11 protein-coding genes are annotated in these 13325 nt (G+C 50.8%); all 11 read left to right on the forward strand.

From position 1 onward, the window contains the following. Positions 1-122: 122 nt before the first annotated feature. Positions 123-1328: a SpoIIE family protein phosphatase gene (locus H6750_12260; GenBank protein MCB9775077.1), complete on the forward strand. Its 1206-nt coding sequence runs from the start codon at positions 123-125 to the stop codon at positions 1326-1328. Positions 1329-1373: 45 nt separating this feature from the next. Continuing rightward, positions 1374-2390 carry a response regulator gene (locus tag H6750_12265; protein ID MCB9775078.1) on the forward strand — a complete coding sequence of 339 codons (1017 nt, stop codon included), beginning with the start codon at positions 1374-1376 and terminating at the stop codon, positions 2388-2390. 262 nt (positions 2391-2652) lie between these two features. Then, positions 2653-2949 (forward strand): STAS domain-containing protein, encoded by a 297-nt coding sequence (locus H6750_12270; protein MCB9775079.1) that lies wholly within the window; start codon positions 2653-2655, stop codon positions 2947-2949. A gap of 58 nt (positions 2950-3007) precedes the next feature. Next, positions 3008-4144 (forward strand): hypothetical protein, encoded by a 1137-nt coding sequence (locus H6750_12275; GenBank protein MCB9775080.1) that lies wholly within the window; start codon positions 3008-3010, stop codon positions 4142-4144. Positions 4145-4298: 154 nt separating this feature from the next. Then, positions 4299-4670, forward strand: coding sequence for a response regulator (locus tag H6750_12280; protein ID MCB9775081.1), 372 nt, complete (start codon positions 4299-4301; stop codon positions 4668-4670). A gap of 224 nt (positions 4671-4894) precedes the next feature. Continuing rightward, the gene (locus tag H6750_12285) at positions 4895-5086 is read left to right on the forward strand and encodes a four helix bundle protein (protein ID MCB9775082.1); all 192 of its coding nucleotides are present in this window, start codon (positions 4895-4897) and stop codon (positions 5084-5086) included. 186 nt (positions 5087-5272) lie between these two features. After that, positions 5273-7378 (forward strand): chemotaxis protein CheA, encoded by a 2106-nt coding sequence (locus H6750_12290; GenBank protein ID MCB9775083.1) that lies wholly within the window; start codon positions 5273-5275, stop codon positions 7376-7378. A gap of 143 nt (positions 7379-7521) precedes the next feature. Then, entirely contained in the window at positions 7522-8061 is a 540-nt protein-coding gene (locus tag H6750_12295) for a purine-binding chemotaxis protein CheW (GenBank protein ID MCB9775084.1), read from the forward strand. Positions 8062-9071: 1010 nt separating this feature from the next. After that, positions 9072-10376, forward strand: coding sequence for a HAMP domain-containing protein (locus H6750_12300; GenBank protein MCB9775085.1), 1305 nt, complete (start codon positions 9072-9074; stop codon positions 10374-10376). Between the two features lie 644 nt (positions 10377-11020). Continuing rightward, positions 11021-12373 carry a HAMP domain-containing protein gene (locus tag H6750_12305; protein MCB9775086.1) on the forward strand — a complete coding sequence of 451 codons (1353 nt, stop codon included), beginning with the start codon at positions 11021-11023 and terminating at the stop codon, positions 12371-12373. 234 nt (positions 12374-12607) lie between these two features. Further along, complete coding sequence (locus tag H6750_12310; protein ID MCB9775087.1) at positions 12608-13147, forward strand: DUF3365 domain-containing protein; 540 nt, start codon at positions 12608-12610, stop codon at positions 13145-13147. Positions 13148-13325: the final 178 nt, after the last annotated feature.

A 13325-nucleotide genomic window follows, 5' to 3' on the forward strand; every position in this document is an offset into this window, starting at 1 on the left:
TACGCGCCGTGTGAGGCATGAGTATGGTGAGATAGGGAGGTCTGCTTTTCCTTGAATTTCCAGACACCTCCGTTTTCCTTGCTACACAACTCTCGAATATCTCTGTGGGTTCAATGAAGCAGATGCCGACGGAAAAGGTCCTCGAAATGAACACGCCTCCCGGCGATCCCCTGTATACCATTCTCATTGTGGATGATGAAACGGTTGTGCGGATGGTTGCCAAGAAGCGTTTGGCCAAACTGCCCTGTCGATTATTAGAGGCAGGTAGCGGGGAAGAGGCGCTAGTCATCCTGGATCACGAGCCGGTGGATCTCATCCTGTCGGATTGGGTCATGCCCGGTCTTGATGGTCCCGGACTTTGTGAAGCGATTAAACAGGATGAACGCTATCGCACGATCCATTTTATCCTGATGACGGCATTGGACCATCCGACACAAATTGCCGAAGGGCTCAGCCGGGGAGCCGACGACTTTCTTTCCAAAACCGATTCCGATCATGAAATTGTCGCCAGAGTGTGCGCGGGGCTTCGAGCGCGACAGTTGATGACGTATGTGGAAAAGTCTAATCGGTTGTTATCACAAAAGCAGGCCGAATTAGATTCTGAGCTCCGTTCGGCCTCCACCTTTGTGCGTAGTCTGCTTCCCCGGACCGGGGAAGTGATTCCTGGAGTGCGGGTGGAGTGGGAATTTTTGCCGTCTTCGCATTTGGGGGGAGATTTCTTTCAGATCGCCCGATGGGGGGACGACCATCTCGGTCTTATGGTGTTGGATATGTCGGGTCATGGAATCGGGCCGGCGTTGCGGGCCGTATCGTTATCTCTGCTTTTCAAGGGAGACCACATGCAACAATTGTTTCCCTCCTACGATCCAGGTGAGATTCTGACGAGTCTGAACCAACAATATCCCATGAGCGATGACGGGGAGTACTTCACGATCTGGATTGGGGTATGGCAATGCTCCACCCGCCTCCTTCGATATGCGAGTGCGGGGCATCCCGGTTCCATTATTGTGAAAACCGACCGGTCCTCGATGGTGTTAGGCGAAAAATCCTGGCCCATTGGTTTTTCGCGTAACGAAGTGTATGGAACTAATTCCATCTCCGTGAAGCCGGGGGACCGGATGTATCTCTATAGTGATGGGATTTATGAGGTGATGAATCCTCAGGAAGAGATCTGGGGGAAAAAAAGACTTCGGAAGGCCCTTGAGGCGGTTGCCGGCCAGCCGATGCAGTCGGGATTATCCCGTATTATCGAGCAGAGCCGGGCATGGAATGCCAAAGGCGGGTTTGAGGATGACGTTGCGTTACTTGGAGTGGAGTTTTATACGTGAGGCCATAGCAGCAAGATACCCCTTTAGCCGGAAGATTCACCTCTCATGTTCTACCCTGACACCTCACGCTTGGCGGTTGTCGAAATGGCAGGTATGACAAACACTGTCTCCCGAATCCTCTTAGTAGACGATGATGCGTCAAATCTGGATGTTCTAGTCGAATGTCTGAAGGATGAACCCTATGAACTTGTTCAGGCCCAGAATGGGGAAGAGGCCTTAACGCATTTGCGAAAGGATGGCCAAGAATTTCATGCCATGGTGTTGGATCGAATGATGCCGGGGATGAATGGTCTTGATCTTTTGGGGCATCTGAAAGCTGATGAGCGGCTTCAATGGCTTCCGGTTGTGATGCAAACCGCAGCCGGATCTCCCCAAGAAATAGGCGAAGGGATTGAAGCGGGAGTCTTTTTTTATCTCATTAAGCCCTTTGACCAGCGGCTCCTTTTGCGGATTGTCAACGCCGCGGTTGAGGAGGGATTGAAATGGAAACGGATATGCCGAAATCTGCACCAACAGTCTCAGATTGTTGAATTGTTGCAGCAAGGCCGTTTTCACGTTCGTACCATGGAAGAGGCGTATGATCTGGCATTCCTATTGGGGCGAGCTTGCCCCAATGCAGAAAAAGTTGTGTTCGGGCTAAATGAACTCTTGGCGAATGGCGTGGAGCATGGAAATTTGGGAATCGGGTTCGATGAAAAAACGGTCCTGCAGGCAAAGGGAACATGGGAGAAAGAAATTCAACATCGGTCTGGGCTGCCTGAGTATGTCCATAAGGTGGTCGACGTGTTGTTTGAACGGTGTCAGGATTGCATCCAGATCACCATCACGGACCAAGGTTCGGGTTTCGACTGGCGGAAGTATGAACAGATCAACCCGGACCGAATTTTGGAAAGTCACGGAAGGGGTATTGCGATGGCCAAGGCCCTAAGTTTCTCACGGATCGAGTATCGAGGGAAAGGCAATCAGGTCGTGTGTGTCATCAAGACTGACTCCCCGATCGGTGATGAAGGGAACTCTTTCGCATCTGAACCGATGGCCGTTCACAAATCGAATCGGGCGTGAGGAGTCATACGTGAGGGAAAAGCGAATTTGCCCTCTCCAAAAATTTCCCTCCGTATCCTTACTCCTCCCTACAGGTTGTGGGCATCATGAGAAAAAATGAGTCTGTCTAAAGTAAGTTTCATTGGTCTCCGAAAGGGATCGTTGTCTCCTGTTTATCTCTTGATAGGTCGTAGGGATTACCCTGGGAATCGTAGCGTCAGATTAGACAGGAAGGGACGTTGGAAGGTTTACGGTTTTTTTTTACGAAAGATGAGAGGGTAACATGGAAGAATGCCAAGTCACGTCAAGGAGTCCTGATGAGCCGGTACTCAGGCCCCAAGGCGACCTCACCATTTTTGAAGCGGCACAATTTCACGCCGATTTAATGTCCTTGAATCAACAAAAGGGGCCTCTCGTGATTGATTTAAGCGGGGTGGACCGTATGGATTCCTCCTGTGTGCAGCTGATGGTCGCAGCGACCCGCTCCGGGCGGGTGACGGTGCGGGGGTATTCCAACCGTATTCGTGACAAGTTTGAGCAAATTGGATTTGCACAGTTTCTTCCACCCCAGGAATCGTAACGCAAAAACATTAAATAATGCAGTCGGTATTCAACGAGATTCAAGAATGAGGTGATGTGTGAATGGTGATTGGATGGTATGGATGGGTGTAGTGGTGGCCGGAACCGGAATTGGATATGTCTTGGGCGCCAGGAGCAGGCAGACACGAATCCACCGGCTGGAACAGCAACTGCAGGAAAGTATTCAGGCTCAGCGCCGTTGGATAGAGAACTGGAAGGCCTTTTGCCAGTGTCTGGCACCGGTGTTTCCGGTATTTGTGGCACAGATCAAGGCGGTCATTCAAGAAACAGGACAAGCGGCCGACGGATTGATTCAGCGGTTTCAGGCGATTTCACGAAATGCCAGGGAGCAGGTAGAGGAAACCGAAGCGTTGTTACATATGGCAGATGGGCATGGCGGGAAAGATGACTTTACCGTCGATCGGATCCTACATGACACGCAAAAGACCATCGAAATGTTTGTCAAGCAAGTCACACAGACGACCACCGTGACGCTCGCCACGGTGAGTGTGATGGAGCAGGCATTAGAAACCACCTCTCGAATTTCAGAGGTGGTGGAGGAAGTCGAATTTATTGCCGATCAAACCCGACTCTTAGCGCTCAATGCGGCGATTGAAGCCGCTCGAGCGGGAGAGCATGGCCGGGGGTTTGCCGTGGTGGCCGACGAAGTGACGAAGTTGGCCAATCGGTCTGCCCAGGCCTCAGAGCAGATTCGTACTCTCGCGACGACGGTGAAAGGCACAACCGAATCGGCCATGTCGGAACTCCAGGTGTTGGCGTCGTTAGACTTATCGGAAACGGTAGAAGCTCAGAACCAGGTTTTGGAGATGATTAAGATTATGGGTCAAAAAAATGAGACCTTAAAAAAGAGCGTTGGTCACAATTCGGGGCGAACCAAAGAACTGGGCAAGGATATCGGACATATTGTGATGTCCATGCAATTTCAAGATATTACCCGTCAAAAATTAGAGCATGTCTACCAGCCCTTGGAGCGCATTCATGCGCCGCTTCAAGCGGTGGCAGACGATACTGACGGTATAGATATGATGCCGAAGGTGCTCGAAGAAATCCGGAATCTCGAGCACACCTACACCATGGAGTCTGAACGACTCACGATGCAGTCTGCGCGTTCGGGTCAAGGGACGGTGATGGTCGGAACCGGCTCGGATGAAGGAGATAACATCACGTTATTCTAAAGACGTGAGGGGTGAAGGGGCAGGCGTGAGGTGTAATTTTCCACCGTACATCCTTCCGTTACTGAATTATGAAAAACTGGGAGGAGTTCGCGGGTTCCATGCTGATCGTACAGCGTCAACAGAGAAATTCACAGAACCAAAGTGAGGTAAAGCTATGGGCAAGACAGTTTTAGTGGTGGACGATTCCGTCTCGATGCGTCAGATGGTGAGCTTTACGCTGACCGGTGCCGGCTACGAAGTGGTCGAGGCTGGAGACGGAAAAGAAGCCGTGGATAAACTCAATGGAGGGGCGAAGCCCAGTTTGGTGATTACGGATCTGAATATGCCGAATATGGATGGAATTTCTTTGATTAAGGCGGTACGGGGCATGGCTGCCCATAAGTTTACCCCGATTCTTATGTTAACCACCGAGTCCTCTGATGACAAAAAGAAAGAAGGGCAAAGTGCTGGAGCGACGGGGTGGGTTGTCAAACCGTTCAATCCAGAACAAATGTTAGCCACGATTAAGAAAGTTCTTCCCGGCTAAGAAAAGGTGACGAGTGTGGAGTCTGGAGTGAGATTAGAGAAGCAAAACAAAAGAGTCAGGAGAAATCGTATTGTTGCCCCTTACCCCCTGCCTCCATTGAATTGAAGCGTAAGGGGGTGATGAGTGAATGCAGAAATCCCTAAAGGGTTAAAAAAATCGGGAAGGGAGTTAGTCCCTATGGTCTTCTTTAGACTCACGCAAGGCTTCCCATCTCATGAACCATATTGATTAACCGGTCCAATTGGCAGATCGGCCTCGGTATACCGGCAAAGATTGCTGAAGGGGCTGCGAGGCAAACCCAAAAAGAGTTCATGCTGTTTCTCCATATTTCCCGGGGATCGTTGAGCGAGGTAATGACGTTGATCGAGTTGCACGTGGTGTACGATATTTCCCCCAAGAAGCATGACAGACGATAGAGGGCCAACGCCATTTTACCGGGAAGACGATCACGGGACTCATTAAACAATTCAAGTATATATACGCTGTAACGCTACACAAGTAAGAGCGAACAAGGGAAGCCATCTACGGTGAAACGGTGAGGAAGAAGAGGCAGGCACTGCTTACTCCTTATCCTTCACTCCTTACCAAAAGGAGTTTATTCAATGGCAGTTGATCTTTCACGGTTTCAAGAGTCATTTTTTACTGAATCCGCAGAACATGTCGAAACCATCGAATCCGGTTTGTTGGCGTTAGAGCAACGTCCGAACGACCTGGACTTATTGAACCGAATTTTTCGGGGCGCTCATTCGATTAAAGGCAATGCGGGGATGTTTCATTTTACGGCCATTGCCGAGTTGACTCACAAAATGGAAAACATTCTGGATGACCTCCGGAATGAAAAAATGCCGGTGACCCCTCACATCATCGATGTGCTGTTACGGGCGCTGGACGGATTAAAAAACCTTTTGGATGCGGCGCAGGGAGGTGAGGCAGCAGATGAGGCGGCCATTCACGTCCTAGAAGGTGAGCTGGATGCCTGTCAGAAAGGAAGGCCCGCTTCTGCACAGGAGGGGGCTTTTGCTGAAACCGGTCCCCAGGCTTTTCCACTTCAAGCCGCCACGTGGCGAAGGGTCCAGATTGATTGGAGTGCCTTGCCGGAATTATTTCAACGAGGGATGGATCCCGCCCAGATTTTCAAGGAACTGCATGAGTTGGGTATGGTGAAGACGCTGCATGTGCGAACCGACGGTCTTCCGGCTTTGGATGCACTCGATCCAGAACGGTGTTATCTCGGTTGGAGGGTGGAATTGGAAACGGATGCTCCTATCGCCCAGATCGAGGAGGTGTTTGCGTTTGTCCGAGATGGGAGCGAGTTAGCCATCATCGATTGCGCACCGAAAAAACCGGAACCCTATAAACGGGTGGGGGATATTCTGGTGGAAGAAGGCGTGGTGACTCCGGAGCAAATCGCCGAAAGCCTGGCCAAGCAAAAGCCTCTTGGCGAAATTCTGGTGGAAGAGAAAAAGGCGTCTCCCCAACAAGTCCATCAAGCGCTGCAGAAGCAGCAGCAATTGAAAAAAAATGAGGTGGCATCTATTCGGGTCGATACGGAAAAGATCGATAAATTAATCAATCTGGTGGGGGAATTGGTGATTACGCAATCGATGATTACCGACCTGAGTGAGAAGTTTACCCTCGCGCAGCTCCCGGTTCTCCAGGAACGGATAACCCAATTGGAACGTAATACCCGGGAGATACAAGAACGGGTCATGTCCATTCGAATGATGCCGATCGGAAGTGCCTTCCACCGATTCCCGCGGTTGGTTCGGGATCTCGCAGGGAAAAGCGGCAAGCAGATTCAATTGGTCATGTCAGGAGAGGAAACCGAGTTGGATAAAACGCTGATCGAGGCGATTGGCGACCCGCTCACCCATCTGGTTCGCAATTCAGCCGATCATGGGTTGGAGTTACCCGAAGAACGGGTGGCTCAAGGCAAACCGGAACGAGGAACCATTCGTCTCCATGCGTATCACGATGGCGGCAATATTTGTATTGCCGTGGAGGATGACGGGCGAGGGCTGAACCGGGAAAAGATCATTAAAAAAGCCATCGAAAAAGGGATCATTGCCGATGGCAGCAATATGTCGGATGAAGCCGTGTATCAACTGATTTTTCGGCCTGGATTTTCCACGGCAGAGACCATCACCGATGTGTCAGGTCGAGGGGTGGGGATGGATGTGGTGAAGCGGAATATCGAGGGTCTTGGCGGGTCAGTGGACATTCAGAGCACGATGGGAAAAGGTTCTCGCCTCACGCTGAAATTGCCGCTTACGCTGGCCATTATTGACGGGATGACCGTCCGGGTCGGTCAGGATAACTACATTATCCCGCTTATTGCGGTCACCGAATCCATTCGCCCTAAACCCAATGAGTTGCAACGGATTGTGGGAAAAGGCGAGGTGGTCAATCTTCGTGGAGAATGGGTGCCGGTGGTCAAGCTCTATGAGGCGTTTGCCCTCACGCCAGACTTTACCGATCCCTCGCAGGCTTTGTTGGTGATCGTGGAAACCGATGGCCGGCGATTGGCCGTGCTCGTGGATGAACTGACGGGGCAACAACAAGTGGTCATTAAGAGTTTGGAACAAAATTATCGCAAGGTCGAGGCTATTTCCGGAGCCACCATTCTGGGGGACGGACAGGTCGCGTTGATTTTGGATGTGCCGGGATTGGCCAAATTGGCACGGGTTGGCCACATTGCGGCGGCATAAGGAAGAAGTGGAAGGTTAGGAATGAGGAGTAAGGAGGTAAAGAAACGGGAAAAGAAAGAATCGGATCAAATGCTTTCTTGCGCCCTACTCCGGCCGAGGTAATGCAGGTTGATAACCACAATACATGACAAAGGAGCTAAATAATGACCACCGCAACGGCTGAACCGACAGAACAACGCTCGATTCGAACGACGTATGCCAGCGACGATCAACAATATCTGACCTTCAATCTGGCGGATGAATATTACGGAGTGGATATTCTGAAAGTACAGGAGATTAAGGGATACACCACGGTGACCAGGATCCCCAATACCCCTGACTTTCTTAAAGGGGTGCTCAATCTTCGGGGCACAATTGTGCCCATTGTGGATCTTCGCATGAAATTCGGCATGGGGGTGACCGAACCCACGTCGTTCACCGTGGTGGTTGTGGTCAATGTCCGGAATCGTGTGATGGGCTTTCTGGTTGATGCGGTGTCTGATGTGTTGGATATGAATGCCAAGGATATTCAGGCCCCTCCGGACATGGGCACCTCGGTCGATGTCACGTTTATCGCCGGCATCGGTAATGCCCAGGATCGCTTAGTGACCCTGTTGGATATTGATCGGGTTCTCACGGAGGAGGAAGTCGTCGTCGTGGAAAACATTCAAGACTTGGAAGAAAAACCTGAGGTCCATGACTGACCGGAAACTAAAGGGACCATGGATGGTCTGGGACACCGGCGGGGAACAACAACTTTAAAGAAGCCAGCGAGGACTCTATGAACAGGATGGTGAACACAAATTTCAGTTTGGGGATTGCAACCAAGTTGGTGGTGTTGTTCGCCATCTTTGGCATAGTGCCGATGGCCGCGGTGGGGTATTTAGGGGCTTCCGCTACGGGGGAAATGGAAACAGCCGCCGGACTGCGCGTGCAAGCGATGGCTGAGACCATTGGAGATAAAATCGACCGTAATTTATTCGAACGGTATGGGGATCCTCAATCCTTTGGTCTTAATAGGATCGTGGGTGAGCGCTACCATTGGTACAGCAAGGAGAATAATGCGATAGCGAGTGCCATGAATCAATATGTCGCGACTTCCGGAATTTATTATTTGACGATATTGGTAGATCCTGCTGGAGATGTCATGGCTGTGAACTCAAAGGATGCCAAAGGGAATCCGATCGACACCACGGCAATTTATTCAAAAAAATATACGGACGCTCCCTGGTTTAAGGCGGTGGAAGCGAAAGAATTTACCACAAGACAACCCTTTACGAGCCCCGGCAATGATACGGCGACCGGGACCTACATTGAAGACGTTCATGTCGATGAAGATGTGAAGTCGGTGTATTTGGGAGATGACGGGTTGACCTTGGGTTTTTCTGCTCCGGTGTATGTGGATGGCGATTTGATCGGGTATTGGACCAATCGGGTCAAATTTTCTTTGGTGGAAGAAATCGTGCAATCCGCTTATCAAGAGCTTAAAGGGGCCGGATGGATGGGGTCGGAAATTTCTCTGCTCGGAGATAAGGGGCAGGTCATCGTGGATTTTGATCCCTCCAATCAAGGCACAGAGGACATGACCCATGATTTTGAAAAGACGTTGTTTAAACTCAATCTGGCAGACAATGGAGTAGAAACGGCAAAATTCGCCGTTGCTGGAAAAACAGGCTATCAATTAGCCCTCCATGATGAGAAGAACATCTGGCAAATGGGTGGCTATACCCATCTGAAAGGCGCCTTAGGCTATCCGGGTATGAATTGGTCTGTCCTGGTGAGAGTTCCTAAAGCCGAAGCCACTGCTGCGGCCATTGCATTTAATCGAGATTTAACCATTACCGCCATTATTTGTCTGGTTCTGATTTTGGTCGTTGGATTGTGGGTTGGTCGTCGTGGTGCAAATAATCTGGTTCAAATTAGCGAAGTGGCTCAACGGGCGGCCGATGGAGATTTGAGTCGGCGGGTCACCGTGATGTCCAATGATGAATTGGGAACCATGGGCAAGGCGATGAATGTCATGTTGGATAATTTGGTGAGAGTGGTATCGGAAGTCCGCCAGGCTGCGGAACATGTCTCTATCGCATCAGGTGAAATCACCCAAGGTAATGAAGATCTCTCGCAACGCACCTCGGCTCAGGCAGGCGCCTTGGAGGAGACCAGCGCGTCGATGGAAGAGATGACGTCCACCATCAAGCAAAATGCCGATAACGCCAAGCAGGCCAACCAATTAGCGGTGGCCGCCCGGGAAGTGGCAGAGAAGGGGGGCGCGGTCACGGACAAGGCTGTGGTGGCCATGGATGAGATTAATAAGAGCAGCAAGAAGATCGCGGATATTATTAACGTGATCGACGAAATCGCGTTTCAGACAAACCTTTTGGCACTCAATGCTGCCGTGGAAGCTGCACGCGCAGGTGAACAAGGCCGGGGTTTTGCTGTGGTGGCCTCGGAAGTGCGAAATCTGGCACAACGTTCGGCCTCGGCTGCCAAGGAGATCAAGACACTGATCAATGAATCGGTGCAAAAAGTTGGTGACGGCAGCGAGTTAGTGAATCGCTCGGGCCAGACGCTGGGCGAGATTGTGAATTCGGTTAAACGAGTCACGGATATTATTTCGGAAATCAGTGCGGCCTCCCAGGAGCAGGCTGCGGGGATCGATCAGGTGAACAAGTCGGTGATGCAGATGGATCAGGGCACGCAGCAGAATGCGGCCTTGGTAGAGGAAGCTACGTCGGCTTCCCAATCCATGAAGCAGCAAGCGACTGAACTGTTGAATCAAGTCGCATTTTTTAAATTAGAAGATACAGAACAAAAACGGGTTGCAGGGACACAACCCGGATCGGGAGCCAAGGTTGCGCTTTCAAGTGGCAATAATTCCTCCGCCATGAGTAAGCCTTTACATTCAGTGAAGGGTGTCCTCCCTCCAAAGGCCACGGCGAAGACTCAACCGGTTGGCGTGGGCAGTTCGAATGGCCATGACCGCCGTCAACGTCAGGATGATTTTTTTGAAGAGTTTTAGAAGACGTGACGGGTCAATCGTGAGGGGAGAGACGAAATGACAGAAAAGAGGGAGCCTGATGGCGTTGCCTTTTCGGGCATCCCGGCCGGTTGGTAGGGGGGATCCATCCTACGCCTTACGGTTCACCCCTTACGCGGGACATTGAGGCAGGCAAGTTTGTTTATTTATCAAATAAGATAGGAGGTCGCATGGGTAAAGTATGGAACTCAATAGGCATCGGTCCAAAGGTGGTGATGACTATTATGGTGGTCTTTTCAAGTTTACTTGCAGGGGGAGCGTATTTGCTCGGACAGCAATTGCATTCCGATCTTGAACGGGTCTTGTCCGATCAGGCGTATATTGTTCAAAAGCAAATTGAGGTCACTCGTGCCTATGTGACCAAAGAGTTTGTGGTGAAAGCCAAGGCGGCTGGGATGAATACCGGGGTTGACCATAGTGCTCCCGATACGGTTCCCTTTCCGGCCACATTTGCTCGTGAAACCTCTGAAATATTGGCTGAGGAAGGCGTGTTTAATGCCAGGATCGTGAGTCTCTCGCCCCTGAATCCCAAAAATGCTCCGCAAGATTCCTTTGAGAAAGACGCCCTAGCTGCCCTGGCTGCCGGCCAAAAAGAATTTACCAGAAACGATACCGTGAATGGGAAAATGATGTTCCGCCGTGCGACCCAGGATTTGGCGACGGTCCAAGCCTGCATCGGCTGTCATGAGGGCAAAAAAATCGGGGAAATGCTGGGAGCTGTATCGGTACAGATTCCCATGGATGGTCCCGCTGCCCAATTACAAGGGAATCTCAGTAATATGTATATGGGGATTCTGGCCGTGGGCTTGTTGATGATGGGGCTGTTGTATCTGATGATTGCGAAGTTGGTGGTCAAGCCGATGAAGAGTCTGGAGTCCATGGCGGAGCGAGCCAAGGAAGGAGATCTCACCGGTCGGGCCAGCGTGAACAGTCAGGATGAAATCGGTCGAACCAGTGAATCGTTTAATATGATGTTTGACCGGGTGAGTGAAGTCATTGGGTCTGTCAAAACAGCTGTTTCCGGCATTACGACCGGGACTTCCGAGATAAATGCAGGAACCTCCGATCTTGCCGGGCGAACCTCGGCGCAAGCAGGAGCCCTGGAAGAAACCAGTGCGTCCATGGAAGAGATGACCTCTACCATTAAACAGAATGCGGATAACGCCAAACAGGCGAACCAATTGGCGGTGGCCGCCCGGGAAGTGGCGGAGAAGGGTGGCGCGGTCACGGACAAGGCCGTGGAGGCCATGGATGAAATCAATAAGAGCAGCAAGAAGATCGCGGATATTATTAATGTGATCGACGAAATCGCGTTTCAAACGAATCTCTTAGCTTTGAATGCAGCGGTGGAAGCGGCACGGGCGGGCGAGCAGGGACGAGGTTTTGCGGTAGTGGCTTCGGAAGTGCGAAATCTGGCGCAACGTTCTGCCACGGCGGCCAAGGAGATTAAGACGCTGATCAACGAATCGGTGCAAAAAGTTGGCGGTGGCAGTGAGTTGGTCAATCGCTCGGGCCAGACGCTGGCCGAAATTGTGAACTCGGTCAAACGGGTCACGGATATTATTTCAGAAATCAGTGCGGCTTCCCAGGAGCAGGCGGCGGGGATTGATCAAGTGAACAAGGCGGTGATGCAGATGGACCAAGGCACACAACAAAATGCGGCCTTGGTGGAACAGGCGACTTCAGCGTCCCAATCGATGGCGCAACAAGCTGAGGATCTGTTGCGGCAGGTCGAGTTTTTCAAGGTCCAGACTGAGTTCGGGACTCAACGTTCTGAGCCTATGGCAAAAACCGGCTCATCCGTTCACGCTCAATCGACGAGCGGAACGGGGTCTCAATATTCTCGTGCGGCCTCGTCTATGACTGGTAAAGCTCAGGGAAAGCATTTCCCCACTAAAAAAGAGGTCGCTGTGGGTGTTGGGAGTTCGGGGTCCAACGGGCATAAAAAGCCAGGGGATGATTTTTTTGAAGAATTTTAGAAGACTGTTCATAACTTGGACCTGGCGAAAAGGGGAAATCATGACTCCCACTTCAACGCCTGTGAAATTCTCTCCTAAAGTTGGATCCATTTTTCCCGAAAACCTGGGGAGGATTCTATGAGTGTTTATTAACATTGTGTTTAAACCAGGTTATGGAAGAAATGCTGGATGTTCCATAACCATGTCGGACTCATCTGCATGATGTTTCCCTATACTTACAGGAGGAGGATGATTATGAGGAGATGGACTGTATTTTCACTAATGTTTGTCATGTTAGGTCTTGGCTTTGCCTTGGTTGCGCCGCTAGGTCTAGCCGCAGACGCGGCTAAGGAAATGGCGGCCAAGTACATCTTGGCTACCTCTAAGGCTGCCAGAACCGTGTATGTCAAGGGGATTATGGCCGACGCGACCAAAGGTGGAATGAAACCGTCTGAAGATTGGGTGAAGGATGACCACGGCATGATGCTGCCGGCTCAGTTCGTGAAAGAACTCGGGAAAGAAATAAAGGAGTTTGATTTGTCTTTGGTTGGGACCGATCCCTTGTATGCCTCCAATGCCGCGAAAAGTGCCAAGGAAAAGGACATGCTCGCGGAATTAGCCAAAGGAAAAGAAAAAGTATTAGTGGCGGAAGATGGCGGAGTGACGGTCGGTATGTCGGCCGATTATGCTATCGCGGACATTTGTGCTGATTGCCATAACTCACACCCAAAAACCACCAAAAAAGATTGGAAGAAGGGTGATTTTATGGGAGCCATTGTGGTGCGACTGAGATAATAAAGTTTTAAGATCATTTTCTTGAGAGAGGCTGGGAGGGCTTAGATGCTTTCCTCGCCTTTCTCCTCTTCTTCCTTTCCTTATATCCTAAAAAATCTCGGGCTGAAATTCCCCGGGTATGGGTGTGCCTAGTGGGTAAAGGATTGAACCTATGGTCTTTTGTTTAACCCCTCAATTT

Source organism: Nitrospiraceae bacterium (assembly GCA_020632595.1).
Classification (GTDB): domain Bacteria; phylum Nitrospirota; class Nitrospiria; order Nitrospirales; family UBA8639; genus Nitrospira_E.